Raw genomic sequence first — 20022 nt, forward strand, 5'->3', positions numbered from 1 at the left:
TGCCCAATGGCGCTGAGTGATGCGTTAAACTGCCGCCCATTGCTGTCTGGAGTTTCTTATGCGCGCAGAGTTGAACCAGGGCCTGATCGACTTTCTCAAGGCCTCCCCTACCCCGTTCCACGCCACCGCCAGCCTCGTGCAGCGTCTGGAGGCCGCCGGTTATGTGCGCCTCGACGAGCGCGAGCCATGGTCCACCGAGGCCAACGGCCGCTATTACGTCACCCGTAACGACTCCTCGATCGTCGCGATCAAAATGGGCCGCAACTCGCCACTGCACGACGGTATCCGTCTGGTCGGCGCTCACACCGACAGCCCGTGTCTGCGGGTCAAGCCGCAACCGGAACTGCAACGTCAGGGCTTCTGGCAACTGGGCGTCGAAGTCTACGGCGGCGCACTGCTGGCGCCGTGGTTCGACCGCGATCTGTCGCTGGCCGGCCGCGTGACCTTCCGCCGTGACGGCAAGGTCGAGAGTCAGTTGATCGACTTCAAGGCACCCATCGCGATCATTCCCAACCTGGCCATTCACCTCAACCGTGAAGCCAACCTGGGCTGGGCGATCAACGCGCAGACCGAACTACCGCCGATCCTGGCGCAATTCGCCGGTGACGAGCGCGTCGATTTCCGCGCCGTGCTCACCGACCAACTGGCCCGCGAACACGGTTTGAACGCCGATGTGGTGCTGGATTACGAGCTGAGTTTCTACGATACGCAAAGTGCTGCAGTGATCGGTCTGAACGGTGATTTCATTGCCGGTGCGCGTCTGGACAACCTGCTGTCGTGCTACGCCGGCCTTCAAGCGTTGCTCACCGCCGAAACCGACGAGACCTGCGTGCTGGTCTGTAACGACCACGAAGAAGTCGGCTCGTGCTCGGCATGCGGTGCCGACGGCCCGATGCTCGAACAGACCCTGCGCCGCCTGCTGCCGGAAGGCGACGAGTTCGTCCGCACGATTCAGAAATCCCTGCTGGTCTCCGCCGACAACGCCCACGGCGTGCATCCCAACTACGCAGACAAGCACGACGCCAACCACGGCCCGAAACTCAACGCCGGCCCGGTGATCAAGGTCAACAGCAACCAGCGCTACGCCACCAACAGCGAAACCGCCGGTTTCTTCCGCCACCTGTGCATGGCCGAAGAAGTCCCGGTGCAAAGCTTCGTGGTGCGCAGCGACATGGGCTGCGGCTCGACCATCGGCCCGATCACCGCCAGCCATCTGGGCGTGCGCACCGTCGACATCGGCCTGCCGACCTTCGCCATGCATTCGATTCGCGAGCTGTGCGGCAGCCATGACCTGGCGCATCTGGTCAAAGTGCTCAGTGCGTTCTATGCCAGTCGCGAATTGCCATAAAGGCTGAAAAGCTTCGCGAGCAGGCTCGCTCCCACAATTGAACTGCATTTCATTGTGGGAGCCAGTCATCTCCCCTTGGAATGCAAATCAACCTGTGGGAGCTAGCCTGCTCGCGAAATCGCCTGTGCAGACAGCAGAATCCTCCCGGCCTGATGCATTCCTGAGCCACATCACACCCCGCCTCGAAAACCCGCCTAGACTGCAAACATCCCCCACAGACAAGGCAGTCTTCATGATCTCGATGTCCTCCTTCCACGCCATGCTCATTCCCATCCTCAGCGGAATGATCCTGCTGGCCATCGGCTTCAACTTCCGCGACAAGAACGCCGGGGTGTTCGCCATGTGGATCGGTATGCTGATGATCCTCGCCACGGTGGTCTACAAGATCCTCGCCAAACTCAACGAATGACCGCGCCCGGCTCGCATTGAGCCAAAGGGCCTCGTACACTCCAGCGCATCCGCCTATCGCGAGGTTGTCTTCTGGTGTTCGCTCGTCTTTTTGCTTTGCCCGGTCTGCTGCTTGTCTGCCTGATGACGCTGCTGCCGCTGGCGCCCGCCCAAGCGGTCGGTCTGCCCGGCCTGCTCAACACTTCCAAACCGCAGCCTGAAGCCGTGGAACCCCTCGGCCAGTCACTGGACGAAGTGATCAAGTCGCTGGAAAACGACAAGCAACGCGCGCAGTTGCTCAGCGATCTGAAGAAGCTGCGCGACGCTACGAAGAAAGCTCAAGCCACCCCGGAAGAAGGCGTACTGGGCCTGATCGGCGGCACCCTCGCCAGCTTCGAAAAACAGTTTTCCGGCGCCGACAGCCCGCTCACCCGCTGGTCCAACGAATTCGATCTGGCCAAGGACGAACTGACCAGCAAGCTGCTGCCGGCCAATGAATGGCTGCCGATCATCTTCGGTTTCGCAGTGATCCTGATGGTCTGGAGCCTGCTCGCCGCCGCGCTGATCTGGCTCAGCCACCGCGTGCGTCTGCGCTTCGGCCTCACCGAAGAACTGCCGCAACACCCCAAGGCCCTCGACATGCTGCGCTTTGCCCTGCGCAAGCTCGGGCCGTGGCTGATCGCGTTGGTAATGACGGTGTACATGAGCTACGTGCTGCCGTCTTCCCTGGGCAAAAGCCTGGCGATGGTGCTGGCCTATGCCTTGGTGGTCGGCACCTGTTTCTCGGCGATCTGCGTGATCGCCTTCTCCCTGCTCGACGGCCCGCATCGCCATCGCGCGCTGTACATCCTGCGTCATCAGGCGTTTCGGCCGCTGTGGCTGATCGGCAGCTTCGCCGCGTTCGGTGAAGCGCTGAGCGATCCGCGTCTGGTCGAGAGCCTGGGCGTACATCTGGCGCACACCGCCGCGACCACGGCCAATGTGCTTGCGGCGCTGTCGACCGGCCTGTTCATTCTGCGATTCCGCCGACCGATCGCGCACCTGATCCGCAACCAACCGCTGTCGCGGCGCCTGACCCGCCGCGCCCTCAGCGACACCATCGAAATCCTCGGCACCTTCTGGTACGTGCCGGCACTGGTGCTGGTCGGCATCTCGCTGTTCGCCACGTTTGTCTCCGCCGGCGACACCAGCACCGCGCTGCGCCAGTCGCTGATCTGCACGGTGCTGCTGGTGTTGTGCATGGTTATCAACGGCCTCGTGCGCCGCCATTCGCTGAAACCGCAACGCGGGCCGAAACGCCATGCGCTGTATTCGGAGCGACTGAAAAACTTCTTCTACACCCTGACGCATTTGCTGGTGTGGCTGATCTTCATCGAACTGGGCCTGCGCGTCTGGGGCCATTCGCTGATCGCGTTCGCCGAAGGCGATGGCCATGACATCAGCGTCAAACTGTTCAGCCTGATCGGCACGCTGATTTTCTCCTGGCTGATCTGGATCCTCGCCGACACCGCCGTGCACCACGCCCTCACCCGCTCGCGCAAAGGCCTGGCGAATGCACGGGCGCAGACGATGATGCCGTTGATCCGCAACGTGCTGTTCGTGGCGATTTTCATCATCGCGCTGATCGTCGCGTTGGCGAACATGGGCATGAACGTCACACCGCTGCTGGCCGGTGCCGGCGTGATCGGTCTGGCCATCGGCTTCGGCGCGCAGTCGCTCGTCGCTGACCTGATCACCGGCCTGTTCATCATCATCGAAGACTCGCTGGCCATCGACGACTACGTCGACGTTGGCGGCCACCTCGGCACCGTCGAAGGCCTGACCATCCGCACCGTACGCCTGCGCGATATCGACGGCATCGTCCACACCATCCCGTTCAGCGAAATCAAAAGCATCAAGAACTACTCGCGGGAATTCGGCTACGCGATCTTCCGCGTCGCCGTGCCATACAACATGGAAATCGACGACGCGATCAAACTGATGCGCGACGTCGGCCAGAAGATGCGCAGCGATCCGTTGCAGCGCCGCAATATTTGGTCGCCGCTGGAGATTCAGGGTGTGGAAAGTTTCGAGTCCGGCAGCGCGATTTTGCGCGCACGGTTCAAGACTGCGCCGATCAAGCAGTGGGAAGTTTCCCGGGCGTTCAATTTGTCGCTGAAAAGGCAACTGGATGAGGCGGGGCTGGATCTGGCGACGCCAAGGATGAGTGTGCAGGTGATTACGCCTGGGGTGGAAATCAAAAAGGAAAGCTGAACAGAGATGGCCCCCTATTGGCAGGTAATACCAATAGGGGGCTAGTTTTATCTGGCTTTGAAACCAGGTTTTCCTTCGGCGGCCCGCCACCTTTTGACTTCCGCCACAATATTTTCCGGACCGCTTTTTCCCGATTCTGGGTAGTAGATTAAATCGGAACCCGCTGGATGTTCGCTCAGTCGTTCAAACTCCATTACAGCTGAGGTTTGCCCCTTCTCAGTCGCGTAATCCGATTGGTATATCTTTTGTACGAAATGCAAGAATTGCTCTTCGGACATTTCATTGATCATTAATTTTTTCATTACTCGCCTCCCTTATGAACTGCCAAATGCTGTTTCGGAGTTAGCAACCGCAGGTTGTCAATATCGTACAACTGCCCACCATCCGATAACGATGAGACGTGGTGCAACTCAAACTTCACTCGTTTACCAACCCGATCGCCCGCTTTCACATACGGTGATCGGCCTTTGCTCATTGCACTGAGACTACCTGGATCAAACGACATCGCCAGTTCCGCATCAGCGCTCACCGCTTTCCAGAAAGTCTCCCTGAATGCCCTGAAATCCTTGAAATTCTTGCCTCGCAATTGATCTGCAATTTTTGAGGGAATTGCCGCCCCCTCACCTTGCGTAGCCGCCTCCAGCCATCCACCCGCAACCGGCGCTCCATGACCACTCGCCACCCCTGGATCATTGCGTCGATCCCGGAACATGACGTACTGCGGTGGCAGGCCCGATTCCGACGGGAAGACCAGAATGAAGTCGTCGAAACGAATGCTGCCCCGCCCTGGGTGAGCGTCGATCCGTCCTTCAATCGGTACGAGGTTGCCGCCGATATATCGCGGTGGGGACGGATTCTCGATGGGGAACAGCGTTGAACTGTCTGCCGGCGTTACTGCGGGAGTCCAGACCGCGGTTGTCGGCGGGATGTCAGTGAGGGTCGCGCTGTAAGTGTTGTTCCCTGCGTTGAAATCAGCTGCAACCACGCGAACGCCGGAAGGCCGTTTTGTCCCCGCTACCGGAACGACAAGCAGTTCGGCGAGAGAGCCCGTCAGCGGCCGGGCGCTCAAACGTACCGGCAGATTCAGTCGTGCTCTTTCGCTTGCCAGCTTGCCCAGATCAGGCAGTTGACCGGGCAGCAGATCTGCCAGTGGGAGGCTGAGCAGAAAGCGTTCAGGCAATTCCCCATTACCCAACACCGGGGAGTAGACAAACGCACTTACCCCCACCATCAGACCGGACGCCGTGCCGGCAGCCAGCCCCGATAAACCGGCCACCGCCGCGCGAATCGAAGCGGTAAAACCCGCCATCAGGTTGTCGGCAATCGCGACCGCACCAGCGGACGTCGCAAATACCAATTGGGCGTGGCTGGTATTGCCCTGAAAGCGCAACAGGCTACTGTGCCCACCGGAGGTGTCCTGCCGGCGCTTTTCCTCAGCAACCCTGCGTGCTTCGGCCTCAGCCTCAAGCGCTGCCTGTTCCTCGGCACGCTTGCGCTCTAGTGCCTCAGCCGCCAAACGGGCCTGTTCCTCTTCGAGCCGCCTGATTTCATCGGCCGCGGCCTGCCACGCCAGCTCCTCCGCCTGCCGCCGCGCCTGCTCCTGAGCGACGCGGGCCTGTTCCTGTGCAACCTGCCTGGCGTATTCCGCCGCCAACCGCGCCTGCTCCTGAGCGATCCGCTCGGCTTCCTGCGCTTGCACCACGGCAATCATGCCCTTGACCGTGGCCGACTGGCTGTTCAACACGCCAAAGCCTTCAACCAGTAACTTGGCGTTGAACAGAGCGCTATAAGCCTGCCGTACGCTGACGCTGGCGCTTCGCCGATTGACTTGCGGTAAGCGGCCTCCGTTGAAAAAGGTTTCAACCTGGGCGTGGCCGAAACGTTCGATGGCCACGTCCTTGGCCACCAAAAGCGCACCAAACTTCCTGGCGATCAGGGAATCCCTGAATTGCATCTCCCGCGCCAGCGCATCCAAAGGCGGCAAGACACTTTGATCACCTGCTGCCCGCACTTCTGCCAGTTCATTTTCAATGACCTGAGCAATATTCCTGGAAGTATCTTTATAGATACTTTCCATATCGAGTATTTCACCCAACGGCGCAAAGTTAATGCCTGGTCCCGAGCCGTCCCCTGCACCTAAATAATGTAAATATTCATCTTGTTTATCCGGACGCACAACAATCGGCGGAAGCGTTATTCCATTACGCTGCATTTATAAGTCCTCCATGGACAATAGTTTTGTCGCACTGACCCGTTACCCTCAAACAGCCAATAACGTGACCGGCACCTGGAGAAATTTATGGAAATAGATGTTGTGCGGTGCGGTACATGGTTATCGCCCGCGTTTTATCTGTCACGCCGGACGAAACTGATAAAGCGGTAGGAGTTTTCGCTGATAACTTATGCTCAAACGTAAATCTGTCGGAGCGCATAGCGCTTTCCGGACCCGATCGCACTTGCGTGCAAAGCCTTTGTCACAGGCAAGGAAGCCAACAACAATAATCAAGGAGAAGCCCATGCAACTGACGCGTATTGCCCAGACCCTTTTGCTCACCCTGGTCGCCAGCCACGCCAGCGCCGCGACGATGGACAGCGCTCGCACGCGCATCGCCGAGCAGGCGCAGAAGCTCGAACCGGAGCTGCTGGAAACCCGCCGCGACCTTCACGCTCATCCGGAGCTCGGCAACACCGAAAAACGCACCGCTGAACTGGTCGCCAAACAGCTGCAAGCCATGGGCCTGGAGGTCAAAACCGACGTCGCCCGCACCGGCGTCGTGGCTGTCCTCAAGGGCGCCCTGCCCGGCCCGACCGTGGCCCTGCGCGCCGACATGGACGCGCTGCCGGTCAAGGAAGTCTCCGACTTGCCGTTCGCTTCGAAAGCCAAAGGCACGTATCTGGACAAGGAAGTCGACGTCATGCACGCCTGCGGCCACGACGCCCACACCGCCATCCTGCTCAGCGCAGCGAAAATTCTGACGGGCATGCGCGACACCCTGCCCGGCACCGTCGTCTTCTACTTCCAGCCCGCCGAAGAAGGCCCGAGCGACTTCATTCCCGACGGCAAAAACACCTGGGGCGCGAAGATGATGGTCGAGGAAGGCGTAATGAAATCGCCGAAACCAGACGCGGTGTTCGGGCTGCACGTCTGGGCCGGCGTCCCCGCCGGCCAGATCGCCTACCGCCCCGGCCCGACCCTGGCCAGCTCCGACGACCTGCGCATCAAGATCCATGGCAAACAAACTCACGCCGGCCGCCCCTGGGATGGCATCGACCCGATCACCGTCGGCGCACAAACCATCGTCGGCCTGCAAACCGTGGTCAGCCGCCGCACCGACATTTCCTCTTACCCGTCGGTGGTCAGCATCGGCACCATCAACGGCGGCACCCGCTACAACATCATCCCCGAATCACTCGACATGACCGGCACCATCCGCTCCTACGACTACGGCATCCGCCAGAAACTGCACAGCGACGTACGCCAGACCATCGAGAAAATCGCCGAAAGCGGCGGCGCCAAAGCCGACGTCACCATCATCGAAAAATACGACCCGACGATTAACAACCCTGCACTGACCGAGAAAATGCTGCCGACATTGAAGTGGGCGGCCAAGGATGATGTGGTGCAGGGACCGCTGGTGGGTGGGGCGGAAGATTTCTCGTTCTTCGCCAAAGAGGCGCCGGGATTGTTTGTGTTTCTCGGGGTTACGCCGCGGGATCAGGACATGAGCAAGGCCGCGCCGAATCACAATCCGGGGTTCTTTGTGGATGAGTCGGCGCTGGTGGTTGGGGTGAGAACATTGGCGTCGTTGGCGACGGATTATCTGTATGGGAATGCGGCGGTGGGCAAGTAGGAAGGGGTGACTGTGGGGGCGCTTTCGCGAGCAGACTCGCTCCCACAGGGATTAAGTACATCCGACAGAGATTGGTCGGCTGACAGGCCGCCTTCGCGAGCAGGCTCGCTTCCCACAGAAAAGCGAAAGCAAAAACAAAAGATCGCAGCCTTCGGCAGCTCCTACACACGATGAGCGTTAGCTCGAGCACCGCTTTTGATCTTGATCTCGGAGCCCGTCGGCAGGCTGAGTGGAGGGATTGATCCGGGCGTGGGAGCGCAGCGACCGTACGACGCAGTCGTACACAGCGAGTGTAGGTGCAGCGAAGCAAACCGGAGCCGCTGCGCCAGGATCGATCCCGCAGCGAAGGAACCCCGAGCCCCAGCGAGCGGGCCGAACGTCAGGGCGCAGCCTTTTGGTTACTTTTTGGCGTTTGAAAAAGTGACCCGCCGTAAGGGCGGAACCATAAGAAGCCGTTACCGCAGCAACGGATATTCACCCAAACCCCCAAAACCTGGTCGGCCCAAAGGCCGCCAAGGTCAATAAAGATCAAACCACATCAACCCCTACGTGAATCGCATCATGCCGCCAAAACTCCAGATCACAATCAATCAGCCGCCCATGCTGATCATAATTGACCCGAGCAATCCTCAATCCCGGACTCCCCACCGACACCCGCAAAGCCGCCGCCGCATCGACAGATAAAGACGTAGGCACAATCTCAAACCGCACCCGCCCATAGTGCAAATCGAAATGCCGCGCATACAACTCAGTGATCGACTGATTCAAATCGAACTCAAGAATCCCCGGAAAAAACTGCGGATTCAGATAGTGCTCCACATACAACACCAGTCGCCCATCAATGCGCCGCGAGCGGCAAATCTGAATCACGCTCGACAAAGCCGGCAGTTGCAACCACGCACACACCGCCGCCGAAGCCGGCTGCAACCGCGCCGAAATCACCTCGGTCGAAGGTTCGCGCCCCTGCGTACTGACCATGGCGTGAAAGTGACTGCGCTGCATCAGGTTGTACGCCAGACGCGGCGGCGACACGAACCAGCCGCGCCGCTCCTCACGATAAATCTGCCCTTGCGCCTCCAATTGCAACAGCGCTTCACGCACAGTGATCCGCGTCGTCCCGAACAACTCGCTGAGCTTGCGTTCAGCGGGCAACTTGCTCCCGGCCGCCAGCAAACCATGATTGATCTGCTCCTGCAGCACCTGACCAATCGCTGTCACCGCTTTCGTTGCCTCATCGCGCATCAACGTTACCTATCTGGACTAGACCAGCACTGTTTCAGGGCAAATCCGGGCGCTGCTCAGAGCGCTTTCGTGTGTTGCAAGCCTAGGCAGTGCAGATGACCGACAGATGACAAAAACTACCCAACGGTCGTTTTCACGGCTTGCAATACATCGGCCAAGTCCCTTGCGTATCGGGCCTGCGTCATGGTCTACGCTTGTTTGGCAACGGCCAATCCCGGGCGGAGAAAAGATCAGCCACAAGGCCATCGACATCAAAATGTCATCCAGCCCGCCTAAATTGGCTCAGGTATTGCTGACCTAGACCAACCCAACCGCAATCGCAGCGTTGAACACGACCAAGGAGCTTCGGAATGAAACAGCTTTTCCTGGCAACACTGTTAGGCTCGACCATTGCAATGTGCAGCGCCGCCATGGCGGCCGACACCGATCTGAAAACCCTCGAAGCCGCTGCGAAAGCGGAAGGCGCCGTCAATAGCGTCGGCATGCCCGACAACTGGGCCAACTGGAAAGGCACCTGGGATGATCTGGCTGCGAATTACGGCTTGAAACACATCGACACCGATATGAGTTCGGCTCAGGAAATCGCCAAGTTCGCCGCTGAAAAAGACAACGCCACCGCCGATATCGGCGACGTCGGTGCTGCCTTCGGCCCGATCGCGGTCAAGCAAGGCGTGGTGCAACCGTACAAGCCAAGCACTTGGGATCAGATTCCGGACTGGGCCAAGGACAAGGACGGCAACTGGGCACTGGCCTACACCGGCACCATCGCCTTCATCGTCAACAAGAAGCTGCTGAACGGCTCCGACGTGCCGACCAAATGGGCTGACCTGAAAACCGGTAAATACAAAGTCTCCATCGGCGACGTGAGCACTGCTGCCCAGGCCGCCAACGGTGTCCTCGCTGCCGCACTGGCCAATGGCGGTGACGAGAAAAACATCAAGCCTGCACTGCTGTTGTTCGCCGACCTCGCCAAACAGGGTCGTCTGTCGATGGCCAACCCGACCATCGCCACTATGGAAAAAGGCGAGATTGAAGTCGGCGTGGTCTGGGACTTCAATGGCCTGAGCTACAAAGCCAAGATGGCCAACCCGGATGATTACGTAGTGCTGATTCCATCCGACGGCTCGGTGATTTCCGGCTACACCACGATCATCAACAAGTACGCGAAAAACCCCAATGCCGCCAAGCTGACGCGCGAATATATCTTCAGCGACGCCGGCCAGACCAACCTCGCCCGCGGCAACGCCCGGCCGATCCGCGCCGAACACCTGCAACTGCCGGAAGACGTGAAAGCCAAGCTGCTGCCGAACGAGCAATACAAAAACGTTACGCCAGTCAAGGACGCCGACGCGTGGGAAAAGACCTCCAAAGCCCTGCCGCAGCAGTGGAACGAAGAAGTCATCGTAGAGATGAAGTAATCCTGTGATCCCCCTGTTCGGGATCCGCTGAAGATCCGAATGTGGGAGCGAGCCTGCTCGCGAAGGCGGCGCGTCAGTCGACATCACTGTTGAATGATGTATTGCATTCGCGAGCGGGTTCGCTCCCACAGGGGATCGGGTTGATTTCGGAATATCTGAATTTCGCGGAGTTCTTGCCCCTATGAAGCACAACGTCATCCTTGTCGTGCTCGACGGCCTCAACTACGAGGTTGCGTGTCACGCCATGGGGCATCTGCAGGCTTATGTTGGCGCAGGACGCGCGGCGCTCTATCAACTGGAGTGCGAATTGCCCGCCCTGTCCCGACCGCTTTACGAATGTATCCTCACCGGCGTGCCACCGATCGGCAGCGGCATCGTCCACAACAATGTCTCGCGCTTGTCCAACCAGCGCAGCATCTATCACTACGCCCGCGATGCCGGGCTGAAAACCGCCGCTGCGGCGTATCACTGGGTCAGCGAGTTGTATAACCGCTCACCGTTCGTGGCTGCGCGCGACCGCCACACCGACGATCCGACATTGCCGATCCAGCACGGGCATTTCTACTGGAACGACCATTATCCGGATTCGCACCTGTTCGCCGACGCGGAGAACCTGCGCCTGCGTCATGCGCCGGATTTCCTCCTGATCCACCCGATGAACATCGACGACGCCGGGCACAAGCACGGCCTCGACAGCTCGCAATACCGCAACAGCGCGCGCTCGGCTGACGTCATCCTCGCCGACTATCTGCAGACCTGGCTCGACGCTGGTTATCAGGTGCTGGTGACCGCCGACCACGGCATGAACAACGATCGCTCGCACAACGGCCTGCTGGCGGAAGAACGTCAGGTGCCGCTGTTCGTCCTCGGCGAGGCGTTCAGCCTCAACCCTGATGTCACACCGAAGCAGACCGAGCTCTGCGGCACGGTTTGCGAGCTGCTCGGCGTGCCCCACGACAAACCTGTGTGCCGGGAGCTGCTCAAGTGAATGCCATGACTCGCGGCAAATGGCTCGCGGCGCTGTGTCTGGTGCCTTTCGCGCTGTTCTTTATCGTCTTCGAAATCGCCCCGCTGGTCTGGGTGATGATCAACAGCCTGGAATCGGAAGAGTCCGGGTGGGGCCTGGCCAATTTCAGCAAGATCTTCGGTTCGAAGTTCTATCGGCAGGCAATCCAGTACAGCCTGGAGATCAGTTTCTGGTCGAGCGTATTCGGCATCATCATCGCCGTGCTTGGTGCGTATTCACTACGCCGCGTCGATTCGAAGCTGCGCAACTTCGTGAATGCCTTCGCCAACATGACCAGCAATTTTGCCGGCGTGCCGCTGGCGTTCGCGTTCATCATCCTGCTCGGTTTCAACGGCAGCATCACCATCATGCTCAAGCAGTCGGGGATCATTCAGGACTTCAACCTGTATTCGAAAACCGGCCTGATCATCCTCTACACCTACTTCCAGATACCCCTTGGCGTGCTGCTGCTCTACCCGGCGTTCGACGCTCTGCGTGAAGACTGGCGCGAGTCCGCCGCACTGCTCGGCGCCAACGGCTGGCAGTTCTGGCGGCACATCGGCCTGCCAGTATTGACCCCGGCGTTGCTCGGCACGTTCGTGATCCTGCTGGCCAACGCCCTCGGCGCCTACGCCACGGTTTATGCGCTGACCACCGGCAACTTCAACGTTCTGCCGATCCGTATTGCGGCGATGGTCTCCGGCGACATTTCCCTTGATCCGAACCTGGCCAGCGCCCTGGCCGTGGTGCTCGTGGCGCTGATGACCATCGTCACCGTCGTGCATCAATTGCTGTTGAAGAGGAGCTACCATGTCTCGCGCTGAATCCGGCCCGGCCGGCGTCTACCACCGCGTCGTGGTCTATCTGCTGTTCGCCATTCTGCTGTTGCCGCTGCTGGGCACGCTGCTCTATTCGATCGCCAGCAGTTGGTCGGCGACCATTCTGCCGAGCGGCTTCACCTTCAAGTGGTACATCCAGCTGTGGAGCGATCCGCGCTTTCTCCACGCATTCGGGCAGTCGCTGATCGTCTGCGTCGGCGCGCTGGTGTTATCGGTGGTGCTGATCCTGCCGCTGCTGTTTGTCGTGCATTACTACTTTCCGAAACTCGATGCGCTGATGAACATCCTCATCCTGCTGCCCTTCGCGGTGCCGCCGGTGGTGTCCTCGGTGGGGCTGCTGCAGCTCTACGGTTCCGGGCCGATGGCGATGGTCGGCACACCATGGATTCTGATCGGCTGCTACTTCACCGTGGCGCTGCCGTTCATGTACCGCGCGATCACCAACAACCTGCAAGCGATCAACCTGCGCGACCTGATGGACGCCGCTCAACTGCTTGGCGCCAGCACTTTTCAAGCGGCGTTTCTGGTGGTGCTGCCGAACTTGCGCAAAGGCCTGATGGTGGCGCTGCTACTGTCTTTCTCGTTCCTCTTCGGTGAGTTCGTGTTCGCCAACATCCTCGTCGGCACGCGCTACGAAACCTTGCAGGTGTACCTGAACAACATGCGCAACAGCAGCGGTCACTTCACCAGTGCGCTGGTCATTTCGTATTTCTTTTTCGTGCTGGTCCTGACCTGGATCGCCAACATCTTGAACAAGGACAAAAGCGAATGAGCTACGTCAGCGTCCAACACCTGCAGAAAAGTTATGCCGGCACCACGGTGTTCAGCGACATCGATTGCGAAATCAACAAAGGCGAGTTCGTCACCCTGCTCGGCCCGTCCGGGTGCGGCAAGTCGACTTTGCTGCGTTGCATCGCCGGCCTGACCCCGGTGGATGGCGGCAAGATCCTCCTCGACGGTGTCGACCTCGTGCCGTTGAGCCCACAGAAACGTGGCATCGGTATGGTCTTTCAAAGCTACGCGCTATTCCCCAACATGACCGTCGAACAGAACGTCGCCTTCGGCCTGCGCATGCAAAAGGTCAACGCCGATGACAGCCACAAGCGCGTCTCTGAAGTGTTGAAACTGGTTGAACTGCACGACTTCGCCAGCCGCTATCCGCATCAACTGTCAGGTGGGCAGTGCCAGCGTGTCGCCCTCGCCCGGTCGCTGGTCACCCGCCCGCGCTTGTTGCTGCTCGATGAGCCGCTGTCGGCGCTCGACGCACGGATTCGCAAACACCTGCGCGAACAGATTCGTCAGATCCAGCGCGAACTCGGCCTGACCACGATCTTCGTCACCCACGATCAGGAAGAAGCGCTGACCATGTCGGACCGGATTTTCCTGATGAATCAGGGCAAGATCGTCCAGAGCGGCGACGCCGAAACCCTCTACACCGCGCCGGTCGATGTGTTCGCCGCCGGCTTCATCGGCAACTACAACCTGCTCGACGCAGATGCCGCCTCGAAGCTGTTGCAACGGCCGGTCAACCATCGCATCGCCATCCGCCCAGAGGCCATCGAACTGAGCCTTGACGGCGAACTCGACGCGCAGATCCGCAGCCACAGCCTGCTCGGCAACGTCATTCGCTATCGCGTCGAAGCACGCGGCGTGGAACTGGTGGTCGACGTACTCAACCGCTCCGCCGCCGATCTGCATCCCGACGGACAACGCCTGGCACTTTCCATCGATCCGACGGCCCTGTGTGAGGTAGCCTGATGACTTTGCTGACGTTGAAGAGAGAACTGCACTGATGGCCCTGGCAATTTTTGATCTGGACGAAACGTTGATCCACGGCGACTGCGCCACCCTCTGGAGCGAGCAGATGGGGCGCCTGGGCTGGGTCGATCCCGAGTCGTTCATGCGCAAGAACAACGAACTGATGGACGCCTACAGCCATGGCAAATTACGCATGGAAGATTACATGGCGTTCAGCCTCGAACCGCTGATCGGCCGTACGCCAGAAGAAGTCGAGCACCTGGTCGGGCCGTGGGTTGAAGACTTTATCGAACCGATCATCTTCAGCGACGCGACCAAAACCATCGCCGCGCACCGCAAGGCCGGCGACCGGATTCTGGTGATCTCGGCGTCGGGCACGCACCTGGTCAGACCGATTGCCGATCGACTCGGCATCGACGAGATTCTAGGGATTGAACTGGAAGTCGCGCACGGCGTTTACAGCGGCCATACCGTGGGCACGTTGACCTACCGCGAAGGCAAGATCACTCGCCTGCTGGAATGGCTGGACGCCGAAGAAGAAAACCTAGAGGGCGCGAGTTTCTATTCCGATTCGCGCAATGACTTGCCGCTGCTGTTGAAAGTGGATTTTCCACACGTGGTCAATCCGGATCCGGTGCTACTCGAGCACGCGGAAAAATCCGGCTGGCCGATCCACTTCTGGAAATAAAAGCAAAAGATCGCAGCCTTCGGCAGCTCCTACTTTTGGAATGCGTGCCTCTGTAGGAGCTGCCGAAGGCTGCGATCTTTTGACCTTGCTTTGCTGTCAGCTCAAACCCTCATTGATCACCAGCACCAACTTGCCCGCCACCGTATTGCTCGCCAGTTCGGCAAACGCTGCTTCGGCATCCTTCACCGCAAAGGCTCTGGCCAATTGCGGACGCAAGCGGCCCTCGGCAAACAGCGGCCACACATGCTGGCCCAGATCACTGAGCAGATCGGCCTTGAATTGATCGCTACGGCTGCGCAACGTCGAGCCGAGCAGTTGCACACGCTTGGCCAACACCTGCGCCAGATCCAGTTTCGCCTCGCGCCCGCCCATCAAACCGATCAGCACCCAACGTCCGTCCAGCGCCATCAGCTTGAGGTTCAGCGCCGCATAATTGCCGCCCACCGGGTCGAGAATCACATCGAACGGCCCGAAGTCGCGCAGGCTTTCAATTTCATCGGTGCGCACCACGCCGCCCTGCGCACCCAACGCTTCGCAGTAAGCCAGGCGTTCGGCGGAACCGACGCTGACCCAGCACGGGTTGCCGAAGGCTTTGCACAGCTGAATGGCGGCTGAACCGATTCCACTTGCGCCGGCGTGCAGGAGAATTTTCTCACCGGGTTTCAGCGCTGCAAGTTGAAACACATTCAGCCAGACGGTGGCGTACACCTCGGGCAATGCCGCCGCCTCGATCAGCGAAACACCTTCGGGCACGGGCAGCACATGCCGTCCGTCGACGACCACCTCTTCGGCCATGCCGCCCCCGGCCAGCAAGGCGCAGACCCGGTCACCGACTTGCCAGGACGAGCCCGCGCCGACCTCGCTGATCACCCCGGAGCACTCAAGACCAAGCACTTGGCTGACCCCGGGTGGTGGCGGATAAAGCCCCACTTTCTGTAATAAATCGGCGCGATTGAGGCCGGCTGCCGCCACCCGGATGCGGACTTGTCCTACATCGCACGTCGGACTCGGCTCTTCAACCCATGCCACTTGACCTTCAACGCCTTGCAATGCCTTCACACTGCCTCCATAGTGAGTCTGGACTGAGCCCGAAGCTGTAGCGCCGGGCTTTTTGCATTATGCGACCGGCTCTCAAAGAACCGGCGACTTCAAAGACGGCCTAATATGCGTTATCAATTGTCCCCGCGTCGAATCAGCATGAAGCATCTGCTCCCCAGCACCGCCCTCGCTCTTTTCATCGGTATCGGCCTGTTGCCGGTGTCGGGCACCACATTCGCAGCCAACAGCTGGGACAAGTTGCAGCCTGATCGCGATGAAGTCATCGCCAGCCTGAACGTCGTCGAGTTGCTCAAGCGTCACCACTACAGCAAGCCGCCGCTCGATGATGCGCGCTCGGTGATCATCTACGACAGCTACATCAAGCTGCTCGACCCGTCGCGCAGCTATTTCATGGCCAGCGACATCGCCGAATTCGACAAGTGGAAGACCCAGTTCGACGACTTCCTCAAAAGCGGCGACCTCAACGCCGGGTTCACCATCTACAAGCGCTACCTGGACCGCGTCAAAGCGCGTCTGGACTTCGCCCTTGCCGAGCTGAACAAAGGCGTCGACAAGATGGACTTCAACACCAAGGAGACCTTGCTGATCGATCGCAAGGACGCGCCTTGGCTCAAGTCCACCGCGGAACTCGACGACCTCTGGCGCAAACGCGTCAAGGACGAAGTGCTGCGCCAGAAGATCGCCGGCAAAGACCCGAAGCAGATCCAGGAAACCCTGACCAAGCGCTACAAGAATCAGCTGGCGCGCCTCGACCAGACCCGTGCCGAGGACATTTTCCAGGCGTACATCAACACCTTCGCCATGTCCTACGACCCGCACACCAACTATCTGTCGCCGGATAACGCGGAAAACTTCGACATCAACATGAGTCTGTCCCTTGAGGGCATCGGTGCCGTGTTGCAGAGCGACAATGATCAAGTGAAGGTCGTGCGTCTGGTGCCGGCTGGCCCGGCGGACAAGACCAAGCAAGTCGCTCCGGCCGACAAGATCATCGGCGTTGCCCAGGGCAACAAGGAAATGGTCGACGTGGTCGGCTGGCGTCTGGACGAAGTGGTCAAATTGATTCGCGGTCCTAAAGGCACCGTGGTGCGTCTGGAAGTCATTCCGGCGAGCAATGCGCCGAACGACCAGACCACCAAGATCGTGCCGATCACCCGTGAAGCGGTGAAGCTCGAAGATCAGGCCGTGAAGAAGTCGATTCTCAGCCTGAAACAGGACGGCAAGGACTACAAACTTGGCGTGATCGAGATCCCGGCCTTCTACCTCGACTTCAAGGCATTCCGTGCCGGCGATCCGGACTACAAGAGCACCACTCGCGACGTCAAGAAGCTGCTGACCGAGCTGCAGAAGGACAAAGTCGACGGCGTGGTCATCGACCTGCGCAACAACGGCGGCGGCTCCCTGCAGGAAGCCACCGAGCTGACCAGCCTGTTCATCGACAAAGGTCCGACCGTACTCGTGCGTAACGCCGACGGCCGTGTCGACGTGCTCGAAGATGAAAACCCGGGCGCGTTCTACAAAGGCCCGATGGCGCTGTTGGTCAACCGCCTGTCCGCCTCGGCCTCGGAGATCTTCGCCGGCGCCATGCAGGACTACCATCGCGCATTGATCATCGGCGGCCAGACTTTCGGTAAAGGCACTGTGCAAACCATTCAGCCGCTGAACCACGGCGAACTGAAACTGACCCTGGCCAAGTTCTACCGTGTCTCCGGGCAGAGCACCCAGCATCAGGGTGTACTGCCGGACATCGACTACCCGTCGCTGATCGACACCAAGGAAATCGGCGAAAGTGCCCTGCCGGAAGCCATGCCGTGGGACACCATTCGCGCGGCGATCAAGCCGGCGGCCGATCCGTTCAAGCCGTTCCTCGCCCAGTTGAAGTCCGAACATGACTCGCGCACCAACAAGGATGCCGAGTTCGTGTTCATCCGCGACAAGCTGGCCCTGGCGCAGAAACTGATGGAAGAAAAAACCGTCAGCCTCAACGAAGCCGATCGTCGTGCCCAGCACGCCGACATCGACGCCAAGCAACTGGCGATGGAGAACATCCGTCGCAAGGCCAAAGGCGAAGAACCGCTCAAAGAGCTGAAGAAAGAAGACGAAGACGCACTGGCCGCTGCCGAGCCGGACAAGGTCAAACCGGAAGACGATGCCTACCTGAGCGAAACCGGGCGCGTACTGCTGGATTACCTGAAACTGAGCAATCAGGTGGCCAAGAAGTAAGTGATGGCAATTTAGTGCTGGCGATCCACGGATCGTCATCAAACAGTCATCATTCTGTCGTGCAATAAAGGACCGGGAGCAAGCGCTCCCGGTCCTTTTTTTATCGCCAGAGACTGCCATGACCACGACCGAACAGCTGAGCGCCTTGAGCTCGATCCTGACTCAAAGCGGTTTGCACAGTCTGTTCCAGCCGATCATCTGTCTCTCCGAACGCCGCATTCTCGGTTACGAAGCCCTCACCCGTGGGCCGTCCAACAGCCCTCTTCACTCGCCGATTGCCCTGTTCGCCGTTGCACGACAGGCTGGTCGATTGAGTGAACTGGAAATCGCCTGCCGACAAAGCGCCTGCCGCCGCTTCAACGAACAGCAACTGCCGGGCAAGCTGTTCCTTAACGTGTCTCCAGAATCCTTGCTCGAAGCCGCGCACCAACCCGGGCGTACGTTGCAACTGCTGCAGGACTTGGGCATTGCGCCGAGCCAAGTGGTCATCGAGCTCACCGAGCAGACGCCAATCGATGACTTCCAGTTGCTGCAAACCGCCCTGCATCACTACCGGGCGATGGGTTTTTCCATTGCGCTGGACGACTTGGGCGCAGGGTATTCGAGCCTGCGCCTGTGGTCGGAATTGCGTCCGGATTACGTGAAGATCGACCGGCACTTCATTGATGGCATTCATCAGGATGCGTTGAAAAGAGAGTTTGTCGGTTCGATTCTGCAAATTGCCAAAGCCTCGCGCGCGCAAGTCATCGCCGAGGGCATCGAGCTACCGGAAGAACTCGCGGTGCTGACTGAAATGGGCGTCGACCTGGTGCAGGGCTACCTGCTCGGCCGCCCTCAGGAACATCCGTCCCGCGACGCTCGCGCGATGATGCCCAAACACGACAGCAGCGCCGTCGCGCTGAATGACGAAGGCAGCGACCTCAGCGCCCTGCTCAACGACCAGCCCGCCGTGCAACGCGATACGCCCACCGCGACGGTACTGGAAGCCTTCCGCCGCCAGGCCAACCTCAATTCGCTCGCGGTGCTCGACGAACAAGGCCAGCCCTGCGGCATCGTCCATCGCCACTCGCTGTCGGACGCACTGCTCAAACCGTTTGCCACCGATCTGTTCGCGCGCAAACCGATCAGCCGCCTGATGAACGATGATTTCCTCGCCGTGGAAATCAGCCAGTCGCTGCAGCAAGTCAGCCGCCTGATCACCAGCCGCGCCCGCCAGCGCATCGAAGAAGACTTCATCATCACCCTCAACGGCGGTTATCTAGGCCTCGGCCGGGTGATCGACGTGCTGAAACTGATCACCGAACTGAAAATCCAACAGGCGCGCTACGCCAATCCCCTCACCCTGCTGCCGGGCAACGTACCGATCCAGCAGTGCCTCACCCGCCTGCTGCAACAGGCCCGCGAATCGATCATCTGCTACGTCGACATTGACAGCTTCAAACCCTTCAACGACATCTACGGCTACGGTCGCGGCGACGAAGTCCTGCTCTGCCTCGCCCAATGCCTCAACGAACGCATCGACCCCACCCGCGACTTTGTCGGTCACATAGGCGGCGACGACTTCCTCCTCGTCCTCGGCCCCGAAGACTGGCGCAAACGCCTCAACCAACTGCTCGACGATTTCCAAAGCCAATGCCGCCGGTTCTATCGGCCTGAACACCTTGAGGCGGGATGTTTTATTGCGCCGAATCGCCAGGGTGTGCGGCAGGAGTTTGCGTTGTTGTCGTTATCGATCGGGGTGGTGCATTTGCGACCTGAAGCTTGTGCAGCGCTTGATGCCAGCCAGCTTGCGGAGATGGCTTCGCAGGCTAAGCATCATGCGAAGGGGGTTGTGGGGTTTAGTGTGTATTTGCTCGATGCTATAGCGCCTCCGGCCCAGACATCACAGCTAGTTGGTTAAACCCCAGCACAGTAGCGCATCATGAACTCCATGTAGTTCACAATCATAAT

16 protein-coding genes are annotated in these 20022 nt (G+C 59.6%); 12 read left to right on the top strand and 4 right to left on the bottom strand.

Going from position 1 to position 20022, the window contains the following annotated elements:
- Nucleotides 1-58: 58 nt before the first annotated feature.
- The 3 genes from AB4N48_RS16015 to AB4N48_RS16025 all read left to right on the top strand — a co-directional run bounded on the left by AB4N48_RS16015 (nt 59) and on the right by AB4N48_RS16025 (nt 3988).
- Nucleotides 59-1348 carry a M18 family aminopeptidase gene (locus AB4N48_RS16015; protein WP_460093927.1) on the top strand — a complete coding sequence of 430 codons (1290 nt, stop codon included), beginning with the start codon at nt 59-61 and terminating at the stop codon, nt 1346-1348.
- A gap of 232 nt (nt 1349-1580) precedes the next feature.
- Nucleotides 1581-1757 (top strand): hypothetical protein, encoded by a 177-nt coding sequence (locus AB4N48_RS16020; protein ID WP_016773747.1) that lies wholly within the window; start codon nt 1581-1583, stop codon nt 1755-1757.
- 74 nt (nt 1758-1831) lie between these two features.
- Nucleotides 1832-3988 carry a mechanosensitive ion channel family protein gene (locus AB4N48_RS16025; RefSeq protein ID WP_041479310.1) on the top strand — a complete coding sequence of 719 codons (2157 nt, stop codon included), beginning with the start codon at nt 1832-1834 and terminating at the stop codon, nt 3986-3988.
- 47 nt (nt 3989-4035) lie between these two features.
- On the opposite strand, the gene AB4N48_RS16030 is transcribed toward AB4N48_RS16025, so the two are convergent.
- Both AB4N48_RS16030 and AB4N48_RS16035 read right to left on the bottom strand, forming a co-directional pair.
- Nucleotides 4036-4290 carry a bacteriocin immunity protein gene (locus tag AB4N48_RS16030; RefSeq protein ID WP_076566779.1) on the bottom strand — a complete coding sequence of 85 codons (255 nt, stop codon included), beginning with the start codon at nt 4288-4290 and terminating at the stop codon, nt 4036-4038.
- Entirely contained in the window at nt 4290-6200 is a 1911-nt protein-coding gene (locus AB4N48_RS16035; RefSeq protein ID WP_460093929.1) for an S-type pyocin domain-containing protein, read from the bottom strand. Before AB4N48_RS16035 ends, AB4N48_RS16030 begins: the two co-directional genes overlap by 1 nt.
- Nucleotides 6201-6504: 304 nt before the next feature.
- Between AB4N48_RS16035 and AB4N48_RS16040 the strand changes: the two genes are divergently transcribed.
- The gene (locus tag AB4N48_RS16040; RefSeq protein WP_460093931.1) at nt 6505-7839 is read left to right on the top strand and encodes an amidohydrolase; all 1335 of its coding nucleotides are present in this window, start codon (nt 6505-6507) and stop codon (nt 7837-7839) included.
- Nucleotides 7840-8367: 528 nt separating this feature from the next.
- Here AB4N48_RS16040 and phnR read toward each other — a convergent pair.
- On the bottom strand, nt 8368-9081 hold the full coding sequence (gene phnR, locus AB4N48_RS16045; RefSeq protein ID WP_460093934.1) for a phosphonate utilization transcriptional regulator PhnR: 714 nt from the start codon (nt 9079-9081) through the stop codon (nt 8368-8370).
- Between the two features lie 350 nt (nt 9082-9431).
- Between phnR and AB4N48_RS16050 the strand changes: the two genes are divergently transcribed.
- The 6 genes from AB4N48_RS16050 (at nt 9432) to AB4N48_RS16075 (ending at nt 14790) form a co-directional block, all read left to right on the top strand.
- The gene (locus tag AB4N48_RS16050; RefSeq protein ID WP_041479304.1) at nt 9432-10499 is read left to right on the top strand and encodes an ABC transporter substrate-binding protein; all 1068 of its coding nucleotides are present in this window, start codon (nt 9432-9434) and stop codon (nt 10497-10499) included.
- A gap of 181 nt (nt 10500-10680) precedes the next feature.
- Nucleotides 10681-11487 carry an alkaline phosphatase family protein gene (locus tag AB4N48_RS16055; protein ID WP_150638736.1) on the top strand — a complete coding sequence of 269 codons (807 nt, stop codon included), beginning with the start codon at nt 10681-10683 and terminating at the stop codon, nt 11485-11487.
- 5 nt (nt 11488-11492) lie between these two features.
- Complete coding sequence (locus tag AB4N48_RS16060) at nt 11493-12329, top strand: ABC transporter permease (protein ID WP_191637016.1); 837 nt, start codon at nt 11493-11495, stop codon at nt 12327-12329.
- Complete coding sequence (locus AB4N48_RS16065) at nt 12316-13116, top strand: ABC transporter permease (RefSeq protein ID WP_460093937.1); 801 nt, start codon at nt 12316-12318, stop codon at nt 13114-13116. Before AB4N48_RS16060 ends, AB4N48_RS16065 begins: the two co-directional genes overlap by 14 nt.
- Nucleotides 13113-14102 carry an ABC transporter ATP-binding protein gene (locus AB4N48_RS16070; RefSeq protein ID WP_073472631.1) on the top strand — a complete coding sequence of 330 codons (990 nt, stop codon included), beginning with the start codon at nt 13113-13115 and terminating at the stop codon, nt 14100-14102. Before AB4N48_RS16065 ends, AB4N48_RS16070 begins: the two co-directional genes overlap by 4 nt.
- A gap of 34 nt (nt 14103-14136) precedes the next feature.
- Nucleotides 14137-14790 (top strand): HAD family hydrolase, encoded by a 654-nt coding sequence (locus tag AB4N48_RS16075; RefSeq protein ID WP_056783998.1) that lies wholly within the window; start codon nt 14137-14139, stop codon nt 14788-14790.
- 96 nt (nt 14791-14886) lie between these two features.
- Here AB4N48_RS16075 and AB4N48_RS16080 read toward each other — a convergent pair whose 3' ends face one another.
- On the bottom strand, nt 14887-15849 hold the full coding sequence (locus AB4N48_RS16080; protein WP_460093938.1) for a zinc-binding dehydrogenase: 963 nt from the start codon (nt 15847-15849) through the stop codon (nt 14887-14889).
- Between the two features lie 138 nt (nt 15850-15987).
- Here AB4N48_RS16080 and AB4N48_RS16085 point away from each other — a divergent pair, with 138 nt between their 5' ends.
- Together AB4N48_RS16085 and AB4N48_RS16090 are read left to right on the top strand one after the other, a co-directional pair.
- On the top strand, nt 15988-18072 hold the full coding sequence (locus tag AB4N48_RS16085) for a carboxy terminal-processing peptidase (protein WP_177434207.1): 2085 nt from the start codon (nt 15988-15990) through the stop codon (nt 18070-18072).
- Between the two features lie 118 nt (nt 18073-18190).
- Nucleotides 18191-19972, top strand: coding sequence for a bifunctional diguanylate cyclase/phosphodiesterase (locus AB4N48_RS16090; RefSeq protein ID WP_423522851.1), 1782 nt, complete (start codon nt 18191-18193; stop codon nt 19970-19972).
- The last annotated feature ends 50 nt before the right edge of the window (nt 19973-20022 follow it).

This window comes from Pseudomonas sp. S2_C11, assembly GCF_054668395.1.